The following is a 22553-nucleotide window of genomic DNA, read 5'->3' as shown; positions in this document are numbered from 1 at the left end:
AGATGTGTATAAGAGACAGTGTCAGAGGTGGGGCGGTGTCGGAGTGCGGGGTGTCAGCCGCATGGATGCGGCTGCCAAGCTTACAGGGACGTACTTGCAGCGTCCCCGCACTCCGACACCGCCCCGCCATCCCACGGAATGCTCGCTTTTGACGTTGACGTTGACGTTGCCTTGGCTTGAAGCCTCTGCAGGTGCAGGGCGCAGCCCTGCCGAACAACCCTTTACTTGACCTGCACCTCGATCACGCCGTCGCCAACACGGGCCTGCAGTGCATCACCGGGCTGTACCTGGTCGACCTGGCGTACCAGCGAGCCATCGTCACTGCGGGTCAGGATGCTGTAGCCACGTGCCACAGTCGCCAGCGGGCTGACCGCTTCCAGCGAACGCGCCAGCCCGCGCAGGCGCAGTGCATCGCGTTCCAGCAGACGCTGCATCGCAATCTGTGGGCGCCCGCGCAGGGCAGCCAGGCGGCGCTGCATCGCGTCGAGCTGGCGCTGCGGATGATGCCCGCGCAGCACTGCCGCCGCATGGCGCAGGCGCGCGGCACGGCGTTCCTGTTGCTGGTTGAAGGCGGCATGCAGGCGCCGACCCAGATCCAGTTGGCGGCGGCGCAGCAGGTCCAGCCGTGCCTGCGGGCTCTGTGCGTTCAGGCGCAGCAGGGCACGATCGGCGCGCTGCATCGCCTGCTGCATCGCATGCCGTTGCAACTGCACCATGCGGGCGGCCGTGCGGCGCAGGCGCAGGGCCAGTTCGCGCTGGTCGGGTACCAGCAGTTCGGCCGCCACCGACGGCGTCGGTGCGCGCAGGTCGGCGGCAAAATCGCTGAGGCTGAAGTCGGTTTCGTGTCCCACCGCCGACACCACCGGGGTGCGGCTGGCGGCGATCGCCCGGGCCAGCGCTTCATCGTTGAAGGCCCACAGGTCTTCCAGCGAGCCGCCACCGCGGGTCAGCAGGATCACGTCGTAGCGGCCACTGGCGTCGGCCGCCTGCAGCAGGCGGGTGATCTGCGCGGCGGCACTGCTGCCCTGGACCAGGGTCGGCAGCAGGTCCACTTCCAGCAGCGGGAAGCGGCGGCCGAGCACGCTCAGCACGTCGCGTACGGCGGCACCGGTGGGCGAGGTGATCACTGCCAGGCGCTGCACGTGCGCCGGCAGCGGCCGCTTGCGTGCCGGGTCGAACAGGCCCTCGGCCTCCAGGCGTGCCTTCAGCTCCTCGAAAGCGCGGCGCAGCGCGCCTTCGCCGGCTTCTTCCATGTGGTCCAGCACCATCTGGTACTCGCCACGGGCGTCGTACAGGGTCACCTTGCCGCGCACCAGCACGCGCATGCCTTCGCGCGGCACGAACTTCAGGTACTGCGCCTTCATCCGGAACATTGCTGCGCGCAGCTGCGCACGTGCGTCCTTCAGGGTGAAATACAGATGCCCGGAGGCAGGGCGCGCCACGCTGCCCAGTTCGGCCTCGACCCAGATCGCCGGGAAGCTGCCTTCCAGCAGGTCGCGGGCCAGGGTGTTGAGCTGGCTGGGGGTGAGGATGTCGTTGTTGCGTGGCTGCATGGGAACGGCGTGCTGCGGGCGGAACGGGGGCTCAGGATCGCACGTCAGCGCACCGTGTGCTGGCCCAGCGCCCACTGCACGTGTTCACGCACCAGCGGCGAGGGATCATCGATGCGGGTATGCAATGCGGCGAGCGCTTCGGCCGAGGACGGTGCATTGCCCAGTGCCACGGCGATGTTGCGCAGCCAGCGTTCATGGCCACTGCGCCGGATCGGGCTGCCTTCGGTACGGCGCAGGAACTCGGCTTCATCCCAGGCGAACAGCTGGTCCAGCCGCGCGGTATCGAGGTTGTTGCGCGCGCGGAAATCGGCTTCGTCGGTACGCTTGGCGAACTTGTTCCAGGGGCAGACCAGCTGGCAGTCATCACAGCCGTAGATGCGGTTGCCGATCAACGGCCGCATCTCTTCGGGAATGGCCCCGTCGTGCTCGATGGTCAGGTAGGAGATACAGCGCCGCGCGTCCAGCCGCTGCGGGCCGGTGATGGCCTGGGTCGGGCAGACATCGATGCAGCGCGTGCAGGTACCGCAGTGTGCTGTGGCCGGTGCATCGATCGGCAGCGGGATATCGATGTAGATCTCGCCGATGAAGAACCAGGAGCCGCCATGGCGGTCGATCAGGCAGGTGTGCTTGCCGATCCAGCCCAGGCCGGCATTGCGCGCCAGTGCGCGTTCCAGCACGGGGGCGGAATCGACGAATACGCGGTAGCCCAGCGGTGCCACTTCATCGTTGATCTGCGTGGCCAGCTTCTGCAGGCGGTTGCGCATCAGCTTGTGGTAGTCGCGGCCCAACGCGTAACGGGCCACGTAGGCGCGGCCCGGGTCGGCCAGGGTTGCCCAAGCCTCGGTGTCGTCCTTGTGGCTGTAGTCCATGCCCACCGAGATCACCCGCACGGTGCCGGGCAGCAGTTCGGCCGGGCGCGCGCGCAGGGTGCCGTGGCGCGCCATCCAGTCCATCGTGCCGTACAGGCCCTGGCCCAGCCAGTCGGCCAGGTGCGCTTCATCCTCGCCCAGCTCGATGCCGGCGATGCCACAGCGCTGGAAGCCATGCGCACGGGCGAGTTCGCGGATGCGCTGCACGGCCTGGGCCGGATCGACAGGGGCGGGGACGGGGGACATGTGCACCAGTATAAAATCCCCGCATGGCCAACCTTGCCGATCTGTTCGATTCCGCTGCCGCGCGTGCGCTTGATGCGCAGGCCTCGGCGCTGGCCGCCGAGGGCGGTTGGGGCCTGATGGCACAGGCCGGCCAGGCCGCCTGGCAGTGCCTGCTGCAGCATTGGCCGCAGGCGCAGCGGATCGGCGTGGTGGTTGGTGCGGGCAACAACGGCGGCGACGGCCATGTGCTGGCTCGCCATGCGCTGCAGGCCGGACGTGAGGTGACGGTGATCGCCTTGCCGGGGAAGCCACCGTCAACCGCGCTGGCACAGCGTGCAGCATCGGAATTCACATCCGACGGCGGCACCATCACCGATTTCGACGGCGCGCTTCCCGAGGCCGATATCTGGGTCGATGCCCTGTTCGGGCTGGGCTTCGATCGCGTGCCGGAGGGCGTGGCGAAGACGCTGATTGCCGCGCTCAATGCGCAGGCGGCACCGGTTCTGGCGCTGGACGTCCCCAGTGGCGTGGATGCCGACCGCGGCGCCGTACCGGGCGAGGCGGTGAGGGCGGCGCTGACCGTGCAGTTCATCGTGCCGCATCGCGGGCTGTACACCGGCGATGCGCTGGACCATTGCGGGCGGAAGGCGCTGGCGCCGCTGCAGCTACCCGCGGCCGCATGGCAGGGCGTGTCACCCGCTGCGCAGCTCTGGACGCAGGTGCGCCTGCCAGCCCTGCTGCCGCCGCGCCGCACCAATACCCACAAGGGCGAATCCGGGCACGTGCTGTGCGTCGGCGGCAACCATGGCAGCGGCGGCGCCATCGCCATGGCGGCTGAAGCGGCGTTGCGCGCGGGTGCTGGATTGCTGAGCCTGGGCACCCGCCGCGACCACGTTGGCCCGTTGCTGGCTCGGCTGCCCGAGGCCATGACCCATGCACTGGAAGATGGTGACGCGCTGCCGGCACTGCTGGACAAGGCCAGGGTGGTGGCGATCGGCCCCGGTCTGGGCCAGGACGAATGGGCGCGCGCACTGTTTGCGCGGGTGCTGGCCAGCGCCAGGCCACTGGTGGTCGATGCCGATGCACTGAACCTGCTGGCGCAGGATCCGCGCGCGCTGCCCGGCGCCATCCTTACGCCACACCCGGGCGAGGCCGCGCGCCTGCTGGGTTGCAGCACGTCTGACATCCAGGCCGATCGCTTCACCTGCGCGCAGGCACTGGCCGAGCGCTTCCACGCCGTGGTGGTGCTGAAGGGCGCCGGCAGCATCGTCGCAGCGCCGGGGCAACGGCCACGACTGATTGCGGCTGGTAATCCCGGCATGGCCGTGGGTGGCATGGGAGACCTGCTGACAGGCATCATCGCCAGCCTGCGTGGGCAAGGCCTGGCCGCCTTCGATGCCGCCGCCGCTGGTGCGCTGCTGCATGCGCTTGCCGGCGACGTCGCTGCCGCCGACGGCGCGCGCGGCCTGCTTCCTACTGATCTGCTGTCGCCGCTGCGGCGACTGGCCAACCCGGAACTCTCCCGATGATCGATTTCTTCCTTGCCGACAGCGATGCCACTGAACTGCTCGGGCAGTGGCTGGCCGCCACCCGACCGCCGCAGGCGCTGGTCGAACTGCGCGGCGACCTGGGCGCCGGCAAATCCACCACCGCCCGCGCGCTGCTGCGCGCACTGGGCGTGCAGGGGGCGATCCGCAGCCCGACTTACACCCTGGTCGAGCGCTATCCGCTGGCCAGCGGTGGCGAGGCCTGGCATCTGGATCTGTACCGGATCGGCCAAGCCGGCGAGCTCGATTTTCTCGGGCTGGACGAGGGCAGCGCGGTGTTGTGGCTGGTGGAATGGCCGGAACGCGGCGCTGGCGCGCTGCCGCCGACCGACCTGGTGGTGGCGCTGGAGATCGAGGGGCAGGGGCGTCGCGTCCGTCTCACTGGAGCCAGCGACGTCGGGCATGAATGGCTGGAACGGCTCCCCCAAGGGGGCGACTTGCAGGCCATTTCTGTCGGCTGACGAGAACAAACACCGGCAGGTTACGGATTATTAAGGAAAAAGGTGTTGCATTCCGTTCAGCGCGGTGATTGAATCCTGAGCCATGCGCCCGGGGAACCGTCTCATTGCCATCTGTGCCGCCGTCGGACTGAGTCTGGCGAGCGTCAGTGCGTGGGCCGGTGAAGTCCGTCAGGTCCTGCTGAATACCGGCGCCACCGGCACCCGTGCCGAGATCTCGCTGGTCGGCAGTGGCGGTTACAAGACCTTGTCGCTGGCCGGACCGAACCGCCTGGTGGTCGATTTCCCGGACTCCAGCGCCATACGCAACCTGAAAATGCCGGCCGCGCAGGGCGTGGTCACGGCGGTGCGTACCGGACAGCCGGTGCCGGGGACCTTCCGTGTCGTTTTCGACCTCGCTGAATCGGTGGCGCCGTTCCGCCCACAGATGCAGCGCGAAGGCAATGAATCCAAGCTGGTGATCGAATGGCCGGGCGATGGCCCGGCCGTGGCCGCCAGCCGCCCGCCAGCGACGCCGGCGGTGCAGCCGCAGGCACCGGTCAACACGCCCGCACCGACGCCGGCCGAGAGCGCGCAGTCGCGCAACGACGCCGCGCGCGCCACCGCGCTGTTGACCGCGCAGGTACAGCAGCAGGCCAGCGCCGCCGCTGCCACACCGGCCACTCCGACCCCGGCCCCGTCCACTGCACCGGCCCAGGTCGCGGCAGCGGGCACGGCTGCCAGCAGCACGCCGTCCGCATCGCCGGCTGCCATCCTTGCTGGCCAGCGTACCGCCGCCGTGGTAACCACGCCGCCGGCCACAGCGCCTGCACCGGTTCCAACCACGGTGGTGCCACCGCGTCCGGCCATGCCCAGCGATGCCTCGCGCATCCGCATGCAGGCTGGCATGCGCCACCTGGTGGTGGCCATCGATCCGGGCCACGGCGGCCAGGACCCCGGTGCGATCGGCCCGACCGGCAAGCGCGAGAAGGATGTGACCCTGGCCGTAGCGCGTGAGCTGGCCCGTCAGGTCAACGCGACGCCGGGCCTGAAGGCCTACCTGACCCGCGACAGCGACGTGTTCATTCCGCTGCCGATGCGCGCGCAGAAGGCGCGTGCGAACAAGGCCGACATCTTCATTTCGATCCATGCCGACGCGGCGGAAAACCGTTCGGCCACGGGCTCGTCGGTGTACGTGCTGTCGACCAAGGGCGCTTCTTCGCAGCGCGCCCGCTGGTTGGCGGACAAGGAAAACGCGGCCGACCTGGTCGGTGGCGTGCGCCTGCAGCAGACCGAAGGCACGCTCGCCAACGTGCTGCTGGATCTGGCCCAGAGCGGCTACATGAAGGCGTCCGAGGACGCGGCCGGCCATGTGCTGGGTGGCCTGAAGCGGATCGGCAACAACCACAAGCCGAACATCGAGCGCGCCAACTTCGCGGTGCTGCGTACTTCGGACATGCCGGCGATGCTGGTGGAAACCGCGTTCATTTCCAATCCGGATGAAGAGCGCCGCCTGATCGACCCGGCCTACCAGCGCAAGATCGCCGGTGCGGTACTGGACGGTGTGCACACGTTCTTCAGCCGTCAGCCGCCGCCGGGCACGTTGTATGCCGCCCGGGCCCAGGCCGAGATCGATGCCGCCGGCACCATGGCCGGCGGCAGCAAGTAACCCGCCGAAGGCGGGTTACTGCTTTCTGTAGAGTCGAGCGGCGCTCGACTGGGCCTTCCCGGTAGCCCGTCAGTCGAGCATGGCTCGACTCTACCCTCGGCCGCTCCGTTATCATCCCCGCATGACGTCTGCTACCCATCCGCGCCCGATCCGGCCGTTGCCGGAGATCCTCATCAACCAGATCGCCGCTGGCGAAGTGGTCGAACGTCCCGCGTCGGTGGTCAAGGAGCTGGTCGAGAACGCGATCGATGCCGGCGCCAGCCGCGTTGATATCGATCTTGAAGAGGGCGGTGTCCGCCTGATCCGCATCCGCGACAACGGCAGTGGCATCGCACCGGAACAGTTGCCGCTGGCGGTATCGCGCCACGCCACCAGCAAGATCGCCGATCTGGACGATCTTGAATCGGTGGCCACGCTCGGTTTCCGGGGTGAAGCGCTGCCGTCGATCGCCTCGGTCAGCCGCTTCACCCTGTCCTCGCGTCGCGCACATGACGAACACGGTTCGGCGCTGCAGATCGAAGGCGGCAAGATCGGCGAAGTGACGCCCCGCGCGCATGCGCCGGGCACCACGGTGGAAGTGCGCGAGCTGTTCTACAACGTACCGGCGCGGCGCAAGTTCCTGCGCGCCGAGCGCACCGAGCTGGGCCATATCGAAGAATGGCTGCGTTCGCTGGCGCTGGCGCGGCCGGATGTCGAACTGCGCGTCTCGCACAACGGCAAGGCCTCGCGTCGCTACAAGCCGGGCGATCTGTATTCCGATGCGCGATTGGCCGAAACGCTGGGCGAGGATTTCGCCAACCAGGCCGTTCGCGTCGACCACAGCGGTGCCGGCCTGCGCCTGCACGGCTGGATTGCGCAGCCGCATTATTCGCGCGCCAGCGCCGACCAGCAGTACCTGTACGTCAACGGCCGCTCGGTGCGCGACCGCAGCGTCGCCCATGCGGTGAAGATGGCCTATGGCGACGTGCTGTATCACGGCCGCCAACCGGCCTACGTGCTGTTCCTGGAGCTTGACCCGACCCGCGTCGACGTCAACGTGCACCCGGCCAAGCACGAGGTGCGCTTCCGCGACTCGCGGCTGGTGCATGATTTTGTCTACCGCACGCTGAAGGATGCGCTGGCCGATACCCGCGCCGGCATGTCGGTGCAGGACATCGGCGCCGGCTCCGCGCATCCGGTGGATGCAGGCGCGGCACCGATGGTCTCCAGTGCGGGTGCCTCCGGTTTCGGTCTGGTACGCGGTGCCGCACCGGGTGCCGGTTCGAGTGGTGGCGGTGGTGGATTCTCCGGTTGGCGCCCGCAGCAACCGCTGGGATTGCAGGTGGCCGATGCACCGGCGGCTTATGCCGCGCTGTATGCCGCACCGGCCGGCGCCGAACGCGGTGCTGCGCTGCCGCCGATGCCGACTGAGAACGGGCTGCCGGTCACCAGTGCCGACGCTGGCGTGCCACCGCTGGGCTACGCGATCGCGCAGCTGCATGGCATCTACATCCTGGCCGAGAACGCCGAAGGCCTGATCGTGGTCGACATGCATGCGGCACACGAACGCATCGGTTACGAGCGGCTGAAGAACGCGCACGATGGCATCGGCCTGCAGTCGCAGCCGCTGCTGGTGCCGATCACGCTCGCAGTGGGCGAGCGCGAAGCCGACACCGCCGAGAATGAAAGTGAAACCCTGGCCGCACTCGGCTTCGAAGTGACCCGTGCCGGTCCCGGTGCGCTGCACGTGCGCAGCATTCCGGCGCTGCTGGCGCATGCCGAACCGGAAGGCCTGCTGCGCGATGTGCTGACCGACCTGCGCGAACACGGCCAGAGCCGGCGCGTGGCCAGTGCACGCGACGAACTGCTGTCGACCATGGCCTGCCATGGCGCGGTGCGCGCCAACCGGCGCCTGACCGTGCCGGAAATGAACGCGCTGCTGCGCGACATGGAAATCACCGAGCGGTCCGGCCAGTGCAACCACGGCCGGCCGACCTGGGCCCGTTTTTCGCTGGCGGAGATCGACCGCTGGTTCCTGCGCGGACGTTGAGGGGAGCATCGATGCGTTATCGGGGAATGGGCGGCCTGCTGGCCGCTTTGGTGTTGGCCGCCTGCAGCCCGGCGACGCCGCCGGCACCAGCCTCGGCCGCGGAGGATCCGTCCTATGCCGCCGAGCAGCAGCAGTGGCGGGTGGCACGCTATCAGGACCTGACCCGGCCCGATGGCTGGACCGCGCTGGTCGGCCTGCACTGGCTGCAGAACAAATCCCACTTCGTCGGCAGCGGCGCGACCAATGGCATCCGCCTGGCGGTTGGGCCGGACAAGCTGGGCCTGCTGCGCCGTGAAGGCAGCCAATGGTGGTTCACGCCCGAAGCCGGTGTGGATGTCAGCCATGATGGCCAGCCGGTGCGCGGCCGCATCCGCATCGACACCGACAAGGATGCGCAGCCGACGCTGCTGGCGTTCGATGGCGGCAAAGGCCAGCTCAGCATCATCCGCCGCGGTCCGCGCGATGCGCTGCGGGTCAAGCACGCCGATGCGCCGGCACGTCGCGATTTCGGTGGGCTGGAGTACTGGCCGGGCGGCCCGGACTGGCAGGTGCAGGCGCGCTTCATTGCGCACCCGCCGGGCAAGACCCTGCCCATCGTCGACATCACCGGCCTGACCACCGAAATGCCCAATGCCGGCGCGGTCGAGTTCCAGCGCGATGGCCGCAGCTGGCGGCTGGAGGCGATCGGTGCGCCGGGGCAGCCGCTGTTCCTGATCTTTGCCGATCGCACCAGTGGCCGTGGCAGCTATCCGGCCGGTCGCTATCTGGATACCGATGCCCCCGCTGCCGATGGCACCGTGCGCATCGATTTCAACCATGCCTACAACCCACCGTGTGCGTTCACCGCCTACGCGACCTGCCCGTTGGCGCCACCGGAAAACCGGTTGGACCTGCGTGTGGAAGCGGGCGAGAAGGCGTACCACCTGCCTGAAGGAGAAGGCTGATATGCCGATCAGATCCCTGTTGCGTGCCACCGTTCTGTTGGCGGCCTGTGCGCTGGCACCGCTGGTTGCAGCGCGTACCGTGCAAGCCGATACCACTGGCGCAGCGGCGGCCAAGCCGCCGGTGCCGTTGCTGTGGAAAGTGACCGGTCCGGGCGATTCGCGCCTCTACCTGCTCGGTTCCTTCCACCTGCTGAAGCCGCAGGACTACCCGTTGTCGCCCGATGTCGAACAGGCGTTCGAGGCTTCGCAGCGGGTCGTGTTCGAACTATCGCCGGAAGACATGCAGTCGCCACAGTTGGCCAGCCGCATGGTGCAGGCTGCGGTGCGCACCGATGGCAGCGAGCTCAAGCGCGATCTCGATGCCGCGACCTGGCAGAAGCTGCAGGTGTTCGCCACCGAAAACAAGCTGCCGCTGGCGCAGATGCAGGGGATGAAGCCGTGGTTTGTCGGCCTGAGCATTTCGGTCGGGCAGATGCAGAAGCTGGGCCTGGACCCGGCACTGGGCCTGGACCGTCACTTCATGGAGCGTGCGCAGAAGACCGGGCGCAAGACTGCGGGACTGGAAGACATCGACACCCAGATCGGCATGCTCGACGGAATGACGCTGCAGGAACAGCGGCAGATGCTGGCCGAAGCGCTGGACCAGGCCGGCAAGGCCGACGAGCAGGCACGCCAGCTGCACGACGCCTGGCGCCGCGGTGACGAGCGCGTGCTGTGGACCCGGATGGCGGCGGAAATGCGCCAGCAGTATCCGCAGCTGTATCAGCGCATCAATACCGGCCGCAATGACGCCTGGGTGCCGAAGCTGCTGCCGTACCTGCAGGCAGGGCAGGGCGGTACGCTGGTGGTGGTCGGCACGCTGCACCTGCTGGGCAACGACGGCGTGGTCGAGAAGCTGAAGGCGAAGGGCTACAAGGTCGAGCGCGTATGCACGGGGTGCAAGGCGAAACGCTGACGTATCGCTGGCGCGATGCCAAACAAAACGGCGCGCCAGGGGCGCGCCGTTTTCGTATCAGCCGATGCTGCAGCTCAGCGGCGAGTCTTGCCGCCGGTGCCGGTGCCCGGTTCGTTCGGCTTGTTGCCGGTACCTGCGCCGGTTCCCGTTCCGGTGCCGCCCGGACGCGGGCCACCGAAGCCGGTGCCCATGTTGCGCTGGAATTCCTGCCACAACTCCAGGTTGCGCTCGGTCAGCTGGTTCATCATCGCCCACGGGGTCTGGCCCAGCAGGTTGCCCATCTGCTGGCGGAACTGCTGCTGCTGGTCGAGGAAGACCTGCATGCTGCGCTCCAGGTAGTTGCCCATGAAGCCCTGCAGGGAATCGCCGTAGAAGCGGATCAGCTGGCTCAGCAGCTGGGTGGACAGCATCGGTTCGCCGTCCTGTTCCTGGTCGGCGATGATCTGCAGCAGGACCGATCGCGTGAGGTCGTCGCCGCTCTTGGCGTCGCGGACTTCGAAGTCTTCACCGTCCAGGATCAGCTGGCGCACGTCCTCGATGGTGATGTAGCTGGAGATCTCGGTGTCGTAGAGACGGCGGTTCGGATACTTCTTGATGATGCGGGTCGCAGCCATGAAGCGGTACTCGTCACAGTAGACGCGCAGCATGGCGCAGTGCAGCAGCCGTTGCAACCGCCTCAGCCCCCGCCAGGCTTGGCTTTCGGCGGCGATCATGTTGCGCAACAAGGGTTTGCGTGCTGCGCAGCATGACTCTTGGCAGGGGCTGGCGGCATTCGCCGCGATGGCCCGCTGCGCGGCTTACCAACCCATATGGTGGCCGCCGTTGATGTCCAGGTTGCTACCGGTGATCCACGAGGCTTCATCGGCGACCAGGAACGAGACGCCGTAGGCGATTTCCTCCGGCTTGCCCAGGCGTCCGGTGGGGATGTCGGCGATGATCTTGGCACGCACCTCCTCCGGCACCGCCATCACCATGTCGGTAGCGACGTAGCCGGGCGAAATGGTGTTGACGGTGATGCCGAAGCCGGCATTCTCGCGGGCCAGCGAGATGGTGAAGCCGTGCATGCCGGCCTTGGCCGCCGCGTAGTTGGCCTGGCCATACTGGCCCTTCAGGCCGTTGATCGAGCTGATCTGGATGACCCGGCCCCAGCCGCGGCGGCGCATGCCCTCGATGACCGGGCGGGTGACGTTGAACACCGAATTGAGGTTGGTGTTGATCACATCGTGCCACTGGTCCGCGCGCATTCGGTGGAAGGTGGTGTCGCGGGTGATGCCGGCGTTGTTGACCAGGATCTCGACCGGGCCGAGCTCGGCCTCGACCGCGCGCACCATTGCCTCGGCGCTGTCCGGATCGGAGACATCACCCGGGAAGATCGACACGTTGTAGCCGCGTTCGGTCATCGCCTGCAGCCAGGCCCGGGCCTTGGCTTCGTCGCGGTAATTGGTGGCGACCCGGTGGCCCTGGTCGGCCAGGCGTTGGCAGATGGCGGTACCGATGCCGCCGGTTCCGCCGGTGACCAGTGCGACGCGAGATGTCATGGAGTGCTGTCCGGGTATCAGGTGGGGGAAGGGTGATTCTGCAACATCGGCGCGGAAAGTGCGCCGGCCGGCAACAGGATGTCGCTACGCGGCAACCGCGCCGGGTCGAAGGCCTGTCGAGCGGCGGCCAGCAGCGCGTCCAGATCGTGTGCCTGCGCCAGCGCCTCAGGGGCTTGGCCGAGCAGCTGCCAGAGCTGGCGCAGCACCGGCAGCGGGCGTGCGCTGTCCACCGGCAGCGACGCCAGCGACTTGGACAGCTTGTGGCCCGGCGCATCGAGCAGTAGCGGCAGGTGCCAGTAGCGCGGTACCGCCAGGCCCAGCGCCTGCTGCAGCAGGATCTGCCGCGCGGTGGAGTCGAGCAGGTCGGCACCGCGCACCACTTCGGTCACCCCCTGCGCGGCGTCATCGACCACCACCGCCAGCTGGTAGGCCCAGCAGCCATCGGCGCGGCGCAGCACGAAGTCGCCGACCTCGGCATGCACGTCCTGCTGCTGCGGGCCGCGCAGGCCATCGTCGAAGTGCACAAGGCTGCCGGGCGGCACGCGGAAGCGGACGGCCGGGTCCGGTCGTGGTTGCCGGGCGACGCAGCGGTGATGGATGCCGCCGCTGGCGGCAAGGTCGCTGCGGCTGCAGTGGCAGACAAAGGCCTGGTCGCTGGCGAGCAGTTCATCCAGCGCGGCCTGGTAGGCCTCGCCGCGCGTGCTCTGCCAGAGTACCGGGCCATCATGGACCAGGTCGAACGCGGCCAGCGCCTGCAGCTGTGATTCCGCCGCACCGGGCACGGTGCGTGGTGGATCGACGTCTTCGATGCGCAGCCGCCACAGGCCGCCTTGATGGCGGGCAAGCAGCCAGCTGCCGAAGGCGGCGAGCAGGGATCCGGGGTGGAGCAGGCCGGTCGGCGAAGGGGCGAAGCGGCCGCAGGGAATGGGGGAGGTCATGCTGGCTGAATCGTCGGTCAGGTTGGCGCTTGAATTCAAGCTGACCACACCGCAAATTGACCGGTATCGACCCCTTCCGAGCCGGATTTTCCCATGTTTACCCGCATTGCCCTCTTTCTAGCGACCAACCTCGCGGTGCTGATCCTGGCCAGCATCGTGATGTCGCTGACGGGAACCGACCCCAGCAAGATGAGCGGCCTGCTGATCATGGCCGGCATCTTCGGTTTCGGTGGCTCCTTCATCTCGCTGCTGCTGTCCAAGTGGATGGCCAAGCGCTCCACCGGTGCGGTGGTGATCACCGAGCCGCGCAACCAGACCGAGCGCTGGCTGCTGGCCACCGTCGAGCGTCAGGCCAAGGCGGCCGGCATCGGCATGCCAGAAGTGGCGGTGTATGACGGCCCGGAGATCAATGCCTTCGCCACCGGTGCCAACCGCAACAACGCGCTGGTGGCGGTGTCCACCGGCCTGCTGCACAACATGAGCGAAGACGAGGCCGAAGCGGTGCTGGGCCACGAGATCGCCCACGTCGCCAACGGTGACATGATCACCATGGCGCTGCTGCAGGGTGTGCTGAACACCTTCGTGATCGTGCTGGCGCGCGTGGTTGGCGGCATCATCGACAGCGCGCTGTCGGGCAACCGCGAAGGCGGCGGCCGCGGCTTTGCGTACTACATCATCGTGTTCGTGCTGGAGATGGTGTTCGGCCTGTTCGCCACCATGATCGCGATGTGGTTCTCGCGCCATCGCGAATTCCGCGCCGATGCGGGTGGTGCCTCGCTGGCCGGCCGCCAGAAGATGATCGCCGCGCTGGAACGCCTGCAGCTCAACCACGGCCAGAGCACGCTGCCGACGCAGATCGCGGCGTTCGGTATTGCCGGTTCGACGGCGAAGAAGCTGTTCATGAGCCACCCGCCGCTGGAAGAGCGCATCGCCGCGCTGCGGGCGTCGACGGTGGCGTAAGCGTCCGCTTCCACGGTAGTGCAGGAACGCCTGGCCTCGCGCCGGGCGTTTTTGTTTGCGCGCGCGCATTGGTGATGCCGGCTACGACCTGGCGAGAGTCGTTTCCGCGACCGCGGAGGGGTGTCACTTTCTTTGCTCGTGCAAAGAAAGTAACCAAAGAAACACGCCGGCGCGAGCCGATGCTGTGCATCGGTACCCTGCGCTTCTCGGCGAATCAGGGGACGGCGCCGAACTCGCTGCGCTCAAACACCGGCGCCTCTTCGCCCCTGATTCCCCTGCGATGCTCGGCTCGCTCAAGGCGGACTGGAAAGTCAAGATCAACGGCAACAGCATCCACGCATGGCGTGGATCTACTGGGTGCAGCTGTGGCATTTGACCTTGGGTCCGCCTTGAGCGAGCCGAGCACCGCAGGTCCGGCGAGGGCGAAGAGGTGCGGGTGTCTGAGCGCAGCGAGTTCCCGCACCGTCCCTCGACGGACCGAGGAGCGCAGGGTACCGATGCACAGCATCGGCTCGCGCCCTGGCGGCGTGTTTCTTTGGTTACTTTCTTGATGGCGCACATCCATGTGCGCCACCCTACGGGCCGGCTACGCCGTTCCGGGCTGCTCCTGCAACTCGGTGCACGAGCAAAGAAACTGACACCCCTCCGCGGTCGCGGAAACGAATCTCCGTGCGCGCAAACGAAAACGGCACCTTCGCAGGTGCCGTCTCCATGAACCTCTTTATACCGAATCTCAGAATTTCGCGTCGAACTCGGCGGCGTAACCGGTGTTGACCAGTACCTTCTGCAGCGACTCGGCCACCTTCAGGTTGCCGGCCACGATCTGGTGGGTCTCCGGACCGCGGTTGTCCATGCGGCCCAGGGTCGCGCCCTTGAAGTCGCAGACCTTGCCACCGGCCTCGCGGACCAGCAGCAGGCCGGCAGCGATGTCCCACGCCTTCACGCCGGCTTCGAAGTAGGCGTCGGCGCGGCCGCAGGCCACGTAGGCCAGGTCCAGTGCAGCCGAGCCGGTGCGGCGGATGTCTTCGCCGTGCACCAGCAGGGCGTCGACCGCCTTCAGCTGGGCGCTGGCGCGGTTGCGCTCACGCGGCGCGAAGCCGGTGTGGATCATGGTGCCTTCCAGATCCTTGCGTTCGGCCACGCGGATGCGGCGGTCGTTCAGCACGGCGCCGGCGCCACGGCTGGCGGTGAACAGTTCATTGCGCAGCGGGTCGAAGATGACCGCATCGGTCGGCTCGCCGTTCTCGACCAGGGCGATCGACACGCAGTAGTGCGGCACGCCGCGCAGGTAGTTGCTGGTGCCGTCCAGCGGGTCGATGACCCACATGTGGCGACGCTCGCCCTGCACGCCGCCTTCCTCGCCGAATACACCGTATTCGGGGTAGGCGCGCTTGAGTTCCTTGACGATGACCTTTTCCGCGTCCGCATCCACTTCGCTGGCGTAGTCCATCCGGCCCTTCTGCACCACGTTCAGTGCCTCGAGCTTGTTGATGTTGCGCAACAGGACGTTGCCGGCGAGGCGGGCGGCCTTGACCATGACGGTTACGGCGGGTTTCTGCATGGCGTGGGCTCCCGGAAAGGCAGAAGAGATGGACTGGCGGGGGAAAAGAGCGGGTCCGGCGCAGTGGCCGGCCGCACAGTTTACCATTGGTCATCGTCCAGCTCGACCTTTTCCCTGTTCATGTCCCAGTTTCCTGCCGCCACCCGCCTCCGATTCGTCCTGGTCGGTACCCAGCACCCCGGCAACATGGGCGCCGCCGCCCGCGCCCTGAAGACCATGGGCCTGGCCCGCCTGGTGCTGGTTGCCCCCGAAAAGCCACTGGACGAGGAGGCCTTCCGCCGCTCGGCCGGTGCCGAAGACGTGCTGGGGGATGCCCCGGTGGTGGCCACCCTGGCCGAGGCGGTGGCCGATTGCCGCCTGGTACTGGGCTGCACCGCCCGTGCACGCCGCGTCCAGCTGGAGGAGTACCTGCCCGCCGATGCCGCTGCCCGCGCGGTGGCCAAGGCCGGCGAGGGTGCCGAGGTGGCGCTGGTGTTCGGCCGTGAGCGCACCGGCCTGACCAACGAGGAACTGCAGCTTTGCCATGCAGCGGTGCACATCCCGTCCGACCCGGAGTTCAGCTCGCTCAACCTGGCTGCCGCCGTGCAGGTGCTGGCCTATGAAACGCGCATGCAGCTGCTGGGCGCGCAGCCGGCCACCGATGCCGAGCCCGGCTTCCGCGAACAGTCGGCCAGCCACGAGCAGATGGAGAGCTTCTTCGCCCAGCTGGCTGACACACTGGACGAGATCGATTTCCACAAGGGCCGCGCCCCGGAATCGGCGATGCGCAAGCTGCGCCGCCTGTTCCTGCGCAGTGAGCCGAGCGAGCAGGAAGTGCGCCTGCTGCGCGGCATCCTCGCCGACACCCAGCGCATGGCGCGACTGGCCCAGGCAGGCGGCAAGGACAGCTGACGACGTTCTCATTTTTTCGGGTAGTCTGTCTGGATACCCAGGGGGGATGAAGCCTGTGTCGGGTCTGCGAAAGGCAATGCAGGGGGGACTGCTGAGCCTGGCCATGGTCCTGCTGGCCGGGACGGTGCGTGCAGCACCGGACCCGGTGCTGGTGCTGGGCCGGATCAGCGATGATCCCAAGGCCCATTACGAGCAGCTGCAACCATTGCTGGACTACGTGGTGGCGCGCATGCAGGACGTTGGCATCAAGGAGGGGAGGATCCTGATGGCACGCGACCCGCAGCAGATGGCCAGCTATCTGCGGCGGGGCAGGGTCGACTGGGTCACGGAAACCTCCGGTACGGCGGTGGCGCTGGGCCAGCGCAGTGGCGCCCGTCCACTGCTGCTGACCGAGCGCAACGGCGTGCGGGATTACCAGACGGTGTTCTTCGTGCGCCGCGACAGCCCGATCCAGCGCGTGCAGGATCTGCGGGGCCATCGCCTGGCCCTGCAGAACACGGCGTCCACCAGTGCCTATCTGGTGCCGGTGATGACGTTGCTGCAGGAGGGCCTGTCGCCCCAGATCCTGGCCGGAGCATGGGACATGCCGGGCCGGGACAGTGTGGGTTACGTATTTGCACGCAGCGAGCTGAACATCGCGACGTTCGTGCACAAGGGGGTGGTTGACGTGGGGGCGGTGAGCAGCGTGGACTGGAACGACGAGCGGCGGATGCCGGCAGCGTTCCGGCGCGACTTCCGCGAGCTGCTGCGCACCGAGCCCTACCCGCGTGCGGTGGAGATGGTCCGCGCCGACCTTGATCCACGCGTGCGCGATCGCCTGCAGGAAGTACTGCTGCAGGCAGCCAGCGACCCGCAGGCACAGGGGGCGCTGCATCGGTTTTTTGGCACTTCCGGGTTCCACCGCGTCGATGCGCATGCGCAGCAGCGGTTGGATGAATTGAAACAAGGATTGACGCGCGTGCGGATGGAAGTGGAATGAAGTGGCTTGGCTCGGGGATGCAGGCCCGGTTCCTGCTCGCGATGGGCGGGGCGATGGTCGTGGTGATCGCGATCCTTGCGGTGTTGTTGGGGCGGCAGGCCGCGATGCAGGGCGAGGTGCGCAACCTCAGCGGCGGCGTCATCCATGAATTGTTCGACCGCAGCGTGCGCAGCCGCGGCGAGGCGATGGCGCGTGAGCTGTCCGACGCGCTGGCCAACCCGTTGTACTACCGTGACCTGGACCAGGTGGGCGTACTGGTGCGCAGTACCGCGCGCCAGCCCGTGGTGCGCTATGTACTGGTGTTCGATGAACGCGGCCGGCTGGTACACGATGGCTCGGTCGAGGTGTCTGGATTCGGTCAGCCGATGGCCGATCCACTGGCACCCAAGGCCGCGGCCGCGCAGATGCTGGTCGTGCAGGAGTCACCGAAGGTGCTCGACAACACCATGCCGATCATGATCGGCAACCAGCGCATTGGCGGCGTCCGGGTCGGCATGGCGCTGGATGAGGTGCAGCAGCGCGAGCAGGCGGCCAACGCCACCCTGGGCGAGCGCCTGCAGCAGGTCGGCAGCCGTCACCTGGGCTGGCTGCTGCTGATGCTGGGCCTGCTGGTGGTGATCGGCGTGGTGGTGATCCTGTACGTGCAGCGCACCCTGGTCGCGCCGATCCGTGATCTTGCCGTCGCCGCCCGCCGCATCGAGGCCGGTGACTACCAGACACCCCTGGCCGAGAACACCCGCGACGACGAAGTCGGCGAACTGGTCCGCGGTTTCGCCCGGATGCGCGATGCGATCGCACGCCATGACCGCGAAGTGCGGCGCATGGCCTATACCGACGCGCTGACCGGGCTGACCAACCGGCTGGCATTCCGCGAGGCGCTTGATCATCGGTTGATGGCGGCCCGTGCCGCCAATCACCGGCTGGGCCTGCTGTTCGCCGATATCGACGATTTCAAGCGGGTCAATGACACCCTTGGCCACGAGGCCGGCGATGAGGCATTGCTGCAGTTCGCCCAGCGTATCGGCCGTGCGGTCACCGAGGCCGGGGGCGATGAAGCCTTGCTGGCCCGCTTCGGCGGCGACGAGTTCGTGATCCTGGTCGGCGACGGTGATGTGGCCGCCAACGCGCGGTTGCTGGCCGAAGTGCTGGTGCGCGAGCTGGGCAAGCCGCTGGTGGTGCAGGGCAGGGAACTGTTCCTGGGCACCTCGATCGGCGTGACCCTGTTCCCCGACGATGCTGCTGATGCGACCACGCTGCTGAAGAACGGCGACATCGCCATGTACCAGGCGAAGATGGCCGGCAAGAACTGCTATCGCTATTACAGCCGGGCGATGGACCATGCGGTCGAGCGTCGCGTGCATATGGAACAGGAGCTGCGCGGCGCCTGGGAGCGCGGTGAGCTGCGCCTGGCCTACCAGCCGATCTTCCGCATGCGCGACCGCCGCATGGTCGGCGTCGAAGTACTGCTGCGCTGGCAGCATCCGACCCTGGGCACGATCCCGCCCTCGGTGTTCATCGAGGTGGCCGAGCAGAGTGGCCTGATCGAGATCATCGGCCCGAAGGTGCTGCGTGCGGCCTGCATGGAGGCCTCGCAGTGGCCGCGCGGGGCGGCCGGCGATGATCTGTTCGTGTCGGTCAACGTGTCACCGCGGCAGCTGCGTGGCGGCGAGCTGCCGGCACTGGTCGCGCAGTGCCTGCATGAGTCCGGGCTGCCGGCGTCGCGCCTGCACCTGGAGCTGACCGAAACCGCCGTGATCGGCGACGAGATGGTTGCCGCGCAGCTGCTGGACAAGCTGCACCGCACCGGCGTGAAGGTGTGGCTGGACGATTTCGGTACGGGCTTCTCCGGGCTCAGTCATCTGCGCCAGGTGCCCGTGGACGGCGTGAAGATCGACAAGAGCTTCGTTGCCGACATGCAGCGCGATCCCGACGACCTTGCGCTGACCACGGCGATCATCGCCATGGCCCACGCGCTGGGCATCACCGTGGTGGCCGAGGGCATCGAGCAGCAGGCACAGTTCGAGCTGCTGGCGCAGCGCGGCTGCGACCTTGGCCAGGGCTACTGGCTGAGCCACCCGGTGACCGCCACCGAAGTGGTGCGGATGATCGAATCGGGCGTCTGACCCCCAAAAAGGGGACGGAGGGAATTAAGTCGCAAATGCATAAGCGACTTAATTCCCTCTGTCCCCTTTTTTGTTACAGCGGGCGCTTGCTTGGGTCGCCGGGCAGTTCGCGCACCAGCTTGGGGATCAGGTAGCCGGACAGGCGTGCGGTCAGGCCGGCAATCAGCGCCTTGGCCTGGGTGTCGTCCACTTCGAAGTGGGCCACGCCCTCGACCCGGTCCAGCTGGTGCAGGTAATAGGGCAGCACGCCAGCAGCAAAGCTGCGCTCGCTCAGGTCCTGCAGGGCCTGCACGCTGTCGTTGACCCCGCGCAGCAACACCGCCTGGTTCAGCAGTTGCGCACCGGTGCCACGCAGGCGCGCCATGGCCGCGTCCACGCTGGCGTCGAATTCATTGGCATGGTTGGCGTGGACCACGATTGCCAGTGGCCAGGGCAGGCTGCCCAGCCAGGAGACCAGTTCATCGTCCACGCGTTCCGGCAGCACGATCGGCAGCCGGGTATGGATGCGCAGGCGGCGGATGTGCGGTATCTGGCGCAGGGCGCCGGTCAGTTCCACCAGTTTGTGCGTGGCCAGCGACAGCGGGTCACCGCCGGACAGGATCACCTCGTCGATGTCCGGATCGGCCGCGATGGCGGCTACGGCCTCCTGCCAGCCGCCCTTGGCGGCGTTCTCCGCGCCATAGTCGAAGTGGCGGCGGAAACAGTAGCGGCAGTTGATCGCGCAGCTGCCGGTGGCGACCAGCAGGGCGCGGCCACGGTACTTCTGGATGACGCCGGTGGCCTTCTTGGCGGCGCCATCGCCCACCGCATCGAAGCTGAACCCGGGCGCCGGGCGCATTTCCTCGTCGATCGGCAGCACCTGGCGCAGCAGCGGGTCGGCCGCATCGCCGGGGCGCATGCGGGCCACGAAGCCCTCCGGCACGCGCAGCGCGAACTGGGCCATGGCCGCCTCCGAGACACCCAGCGCGGCCGGGTCCAGCTGCAGCCGGGCCAGCAGGGCGTGCGGGTTACGCAGCGCCTGGCGCCAGAGCTGCTGCCAGCGCGCGGGCGCACCTGGCGACTGGGGCCGTGGGAAGGCGGAAAGCTGCATGGAGAGGGGGCCTGCGGTTATCATGGGGGCAGAAAAACAGTCGCCCACCGGCATCCGGTGGGCTTTCCATTCTAACGGCTCGCCGCACCCGCGGCGTTTTTGCCACTCAGGAGTTTACGCATGGCCAGCTACGGCATGAACGACGTCAAGAACGGGATGAAGATCCTGGTCAACAACCAACCGGCCGTCATCATCGACACCGAATACGTCAAGCCGGGCAAGGGCCAGGCCTTCACCCGCGTGAAGTACCGCCTGATCAAGGACGGCCGTACCCAGGAAGTCACCATGAAGTCGACCGACTCGCTGGATGCAGCCGACGTCGTCGATACCGACATGAACTTCATGTACAGCGACGGCGAGTACTGGCACTTCATGGACCCGGAATCCTTCGAGCAGGTCCAGGCCACCAAGGCCGGCATGGGCGGCGCCGAGAAGTGGCTGAAGGGCGAAGAGTCCTGCGTGGTCACCCTGTGGAACGGTGAGCCGATCTTCGTGCAGCCGCCGAACTTCGTTGAACTGAAGATCACCGAAACCGATCCGGGCGTCCGTGGCGACACCTCGGGCGGCGGCGGCAAGCCGGCCACCCTGGAAACCGGCGCCGTGGTCCGCGTGCCGCTGTTCGTGAACCAGGAAGAAGTGATCCGCGTCGACACCCGTTCGGGCGAATACTCCGCACGCGTCAAGTAATCCGGCGCAGCCGGATTGCGGTAGTGCCGGCCGCTGGCCGGGTACGCGCCATCGCATTCGCGCTGGCGCTCCCATGATCTGCTTCGGCAGATCATGGGCCCCGCTTCACGAGTCTCCAGACCCCGCCGCTTCGCGGCAGCCCCTGACTCAGGGGCGTGTCCCCCAGAAGTATCTCGCCCCACAGCCAGTGAGCCCGCATGAGCGATAGCCCGCACCTCCCCGAAGCCTGCGACCTGCTCATCGAAGCCGGTTACGTCGTTCCGATCGAGCCGCACGCGGTGGTGCTGGAGGACCATGCCGTTGCCGTGCGTGGCAGTGAAATCGTGGCCATCCTGCCGCGTGCCGAGGCGCGCGCGCGGTTCCGCGCCACCCAGGTGGTGAGCCGCCCCGAGGCTGCCCTGATGCCGGGCCTGGTCAATGCGCACACGCACAACCCGATGACGCTGCTGCGCGGCGTCGCCGACGACCTGCCGCTGATGACCTGGCTGCAGCAGCACATCTGGCCGGTGGAAGCGGCGGTGATCGGCCCCGAATTCGTTGCCGACGGCACCACTCTGGCCATCGCCGAGATGCTGCGCGGCGGTACCACCTGTGCCAACGAGAACTACTTCTTCGGCGACGTGCAGGCCGCGGTCTACAAGAAGCACGGTTTCCGCGCGCTGGTGGGCGCGGTCATCATCGATTTCCCCACCGCCTGGGCCAAGACCGATGACGAATACTTCGCCAAGGCCGGTGAACTGCACGACCAGTGGCGCACCGATCCGCTGATCGGCACCGCGTTCGCGCCGCATGCGCCCTACACGGTCAACGATGCCAACTTCGAGCGGGTGCGGATGCTGTCCGACCAGCTCGACATGCAGGTGCACCTGCACACCCACGAGACCGCGCAGGAGATCAACGATTCGATCAAGCTGCACGGCCAGCGCCCGCTGGCGCGGCTGGATCGGCTCGGTCTGGTCAACGACCGCCTGATCGCGGTGCACATGACCCAGCTGACCGATGCGGAAATCCACCTGTGCGCCGAACGTGGCGTCAGCGTGGTGCACTGCCCGGAATCGAACCTGAAGCTGGCCTCCGGTTTCTGCCCGGCCTGCGCCCTGCAGCGCGCCGGCGTGAACCTGGCGATCGGCACCGATGGTTGCGCCAGCAACAACGACCTGGACATGTTCAGCGAGAACCGCACCGCGGCGATCCTGGCCAAGGCCGTGGCCGACGATGCGACCGCGCTCGATGCGGCGACCACGCTGCGCGCCTCCACCCTGGGTGGCGCCCGCGCACTGGGCTTCGGCGACCGCATCGGTTCCATCGAAGTCGGCAAGCAGGCCGATCTGGTCTGCGTCGACCTGTCCGCGCTGGAAACCCAGCCACTGCACAACGTGCTGTCGCAGCTGGTGTACGCCACCGGCCGCCAGCAGGTCAGCGACGTCTGGATCGCCGGCAAGCCGAAGCTGGTGCAGCGCGAGCTGGTCGGCATGGACCTGCCGGGCATTATCGCCAACGCGCGCCAGTGGCGCGAGCGCATCCGTCATATCCGCGCCTGAACCCCGGCGCCGCAAGG

19 protein-coding genes are annotated in these 22553 nt (G+C 67.7%); 12 read left to right on the top strand and 7 right to left on the bottom strand.

All coding sequences use genetic code 11. The features are described from left to right. Window positions 1–221: 221 nt before the first annotated feature. Entirely contained in the window at window positions 222–1553 is a 1332-nt protein-coding gene (xseA, locus tag AC5O77_RS16215) for an exodeoxyribonuclease VII large subunit (RefSeq protein ID WP_494506968.1), read from the bottom strand. Between the two features lie 44 nt (window positions 1554–1597). Then, complete coding sequence (queG, locus tag AC5O77_RS16210; protein ID WP_164080198.1) at window positions 1598–2668, bottom strand: tRNA epoxyqueuosine(34) reductase QueG; 1071 nt, start codon at window positions 2666–2668, stop codon at window positions 1598–1600. A gap of 23 nt (window positions 2669–2691) precedes the next feature. Between queG and AC5O77_RS16205 the strand changes: the two genes are divergently transcribed. From AC5O77_RS16205 to AC5O77_RS16180, 6 genes are all read left to right on the top strand, one after another. Next, window positions 2692–4176: an NAD(P)H-hydrate dehydratase gene (locus tag AC5O77_RS16205; RefSeq protein WP_478056970.1), complete on the top strand. Its 1485-nt coding sequence runs from the start codon at window positions 2692–2694 to the stop codon at window positions 4174–4176. After that, complete coding sequence (tsaE, locus tag AC5O77_RS16200; RefSeq protein WP_032130506.1) at window positions 4173–4655, top strand: tRNA (adenosine(37)-N6)-threonylcarbamoyltransferase complex ATPase subunit type 1 TsaE; 483 nt, start codon at window positions 4173–4175, stop codon at window positions 4653–4655. Before AC5O77_RS16205 ends, tsaE begins: the two co-directional genes overlap by 4 nt. Window positions 4656–4737: 82 nt before the next feature. Continuing rightward, window positions 4738–6300, top strand: coding sequence for an N-acetylmuramoyl-L-alanine amidase (locus AC5O77_RS16195; RefSeq protein WP_032130507.1), 1563 nt, complete (start codon window positions 4738–4740; stop codon window positions 6298–6300). A 121-nt stretch (window positions 6301–6421) separates the two neighbouring features. Then, window positions 6422–8329: a DNA mismatch repair endonuclease MutL gene (gene mutL / locus AC5O77_RS16190; RefSeq protein WP_032130257.1), complete on the top strand. Its 1908-nt coding sequence runs from the start codon at window positions 6422–6424 to the stop codon at window positions 8327–8329. A gap of 11 nt (window positions 8330–8340) precedes the next feature. Beyond that, complete coding sequence (locus tag AC5O77_RS16185) at window positions 8341–9273, top strand: DUF1684 domain-containing protein (protein WP_049401240.1); 933 nt, start codon at window positions 8341–8343, stop codon at window positions 9271–9273. Between the two features lies 1 nt (window position 9274). Then, on the top strand, window positions 9275–10228 hold the full coding sequence (locus tag AC5O77_RS16180; RefSeq protein ID WP_107431260.1) for a TraB/GumN family protein: 954 nt from the start codon (window positions 9275–9277) through the stop codon (window positions 10226–10228). 74 nt (window positions 10229–10302) lie between these two features. On the opposite strand, the gene phaR is transcribed toward AC5O77_RS16180, so the two are convergent. The 3 genes from phaR to gluQRS all read right to left on the bottom strand — a co-directional run bounded on the left by phaR (window position 10303) and on the right by gluQRS (window position 12704). Next, entirely contained in the window at window positions 10303–10842 is a 540-nt protein-coding gene (gene phaR, locus AC5O77_RS16175; RefSeq protein ID WP_032130258.1) for a polyhydroxyalkanoate synthesis repressor PhaR, read from the bottom strand. Window positions 10843–11025: 183 nt separating this feature from the next. Then, window positions 11026–11766, bottom strand: a complete 741-nt coding sequence (locus AC5O77_RS16170; protein WP_180836674.1) for a beta-ketoacyl-ACP reductase — start codon at window positions 11764–11766, stop codon at window positions 11026–11028. Between the two features lie 17 nt (window positions 11767–11783). Further along, window positions 11784–12704, bottom strand: a complete 921-nt coding sequence (gene gluQRS, locus AC5O77_RS16165; RefSeq protein WP_494506967.1) for a tRNA glutamyl-Q(34) synthetase GluQRS — start codon at window positions 12702–12704, stop codon at window positions 11784–11786. A gap of 93 nt (window positions 12705–12797) precedes the next feature. Here gluQRS and htpX point away from each other — a divergent pair, with 93 nt between their 5' ends. After that, the gene (htpX, locus tag AC5O77_RS16160; RefSeq protein WP_494506966.1) at window positions 12798–13664 is read left to right on the top strand and encodes a protease HtpX; all 867 of its coding nucleotides are present in this window, start codon (window positions 12798–12800) and stop codon (window positions 13662–13664) included. Window positions 13665–14397: 733 nt separating this feature from the next. Here htpX and AC5O77_RS16155 read toward each other — a convergent pair. Then, window positions 14398–15225, bottom strand: coding sequence for an inositol monophosphatase family protein (locus tag AC5O77_RS16155; RefSeq protein ID WP_049401244.1), 828 nt, complete (start codon window positions 15223–15225; stop codon window positions 14398–14400). A 120-nt stretch (window positions 15226–15345) separates the two neighbouring features. Between AC5O77_RS16155 and AC5O77_RS16150 the strand changes: the two genes are divergently transcribed. From AC5O77_RS16150 to AC5O77_RS16140, 3 genes are all read left to right on the top strand, one after another. Next, window positions 15346–16116: an RNA methyltransferase gene (locus AC5O77_RS16150; protein ID WP_494506965.1), complete on the top strand. Its 771-nt coding sequence runs from the start codon at window positions 15346–15348 to the stop codon at window positions 16114–16116. A gap of 76 nt (window positions 16117–16192) precedes the next feature. Further along, window positions 16193–17095 carry a phosphate/phosphite/phosphonate ABC transporter substrate-binding protein gene (locus tag AC5O77_RS16145; RefSeq protein ID WP_223224712.1) on the top strand — a complete coding sequence of 301 codons (903 nt, stop codon included), beginning with the start codon at window positions 16193–16195 and terminating at the stop codon, window positions 17093–17095. Then, window positions 17092–19218, top strand: a complete 2127-nt coding sequence (locus tag AC5O77_RS16140) for a putative bifunctional diguanylate cyclase/phosphodiesterase (protein ID WP_032130248.1) — start codon at window positions 17092–17094, stop codon at window positions 19216–19218. The genes AC5O77_RS16145 and AC5O77_RS16140 overlap by 4 nt, the downstream gene beginning before the upstream one ends. A gap of 73 nt (window positions 19219–19291) precedes the next feature. Here AC5O77_RS16140 and epmB read toward each other — a convergent pair whose 3' ends face one another. Further along, the gene (epmB, locus tag AC5O77_RS16135) at window positions 19292–20308 is read right to left on the bottom strand and encodes an EF-P beta-lysylation protein EpmB (RefSeq protein ID WP_478056965.1); all 1017 of its coding nucleotides are present in this window, start codon (window positions 20306–20308) and stop codon (window positions 19292–19294) included. A gap of 120 nt (window positions 20309–20428) precedes the next feature. Between epmB and efp the strand changes: the two genes are divergently transcribed. Continuing rightward, window positions 20429–20995 carry an elongation factor P gene (gene efp, locus AC5O77_RS16130; protein ID WP_014037874.1) on the top strand — a complete coding sequence of 189 codons (567 nt, stop codon included), beginning with the start codon at window positions 20429–20431 and terminating at the stop codon, window positions 20993–20995. A gap of 197 nt (window positions 20996–21192) precedes the next feature. After that, entirely contained in the window at window positions 21193–22536 is a 1344-nt protein-coding gene (locus AC5O77_RS16125; RefSeq protein WP_014037873.1) for a TRZ/ATZ family hydrolase, read from the top strand. Window positions 22537–22553 lie beyond the last annotated feature (17 nt).

The organism is Stenotrophomonas sp. INTA L402-1, from assembly GCF_059295135.1.
This window is presented reverse-complemented; position numbering and strand designations above follow the sequence as displayed.